Below are 343 nucleotides of genomic sequence, written 5' to 3'. Positions count from 1 at the left end.
GGCGCCTGAAGAAGATTTTCAATAGCCTCAGCCTCCCAGGACTGAAGAGCTTGATGGAGGCGCCAAACAAATTTGAGCAGGGTTGCCTCGGAGATTACCGCTCCAATCATCGCGCATATCTGCTTTTGAACCCGATTCAAGGCAACCATTTGACTGATAATCAGATGGATGGCAAATGCCTTAAGGCCATTGCCATATTGTAATTTCCCCGGCATGTCCTGCGGGAATGTTCCTTTGACGGTTGCCTGGCAATTGGGGCACTGTTTGACTTCGGCATCGATATGCTCAACAACTTTTTCAAAGACGATATCAATTTTGGTGCGCCGCTCATGTTCGTGGCAAG

At 48.7% G+C, this 343-nt stretch carries 1 pseudogene; it reads right to left on the bottom strand.

What is annotated here, in order from left to right:
* Positions 1-343, bottom strand: a pseudogene (locus ACYQ8U_RS23315) (hypothetical protein); the annotation flags it as partial.

The organism is Desulfocastanea catecholica (genome assembly GCF_054657295.1).
The sequence above is the reverse complement of the archived record's forward strand: the minus strand, read 5'-3'. Positions and strand labels throughout refer to the sequence as shown.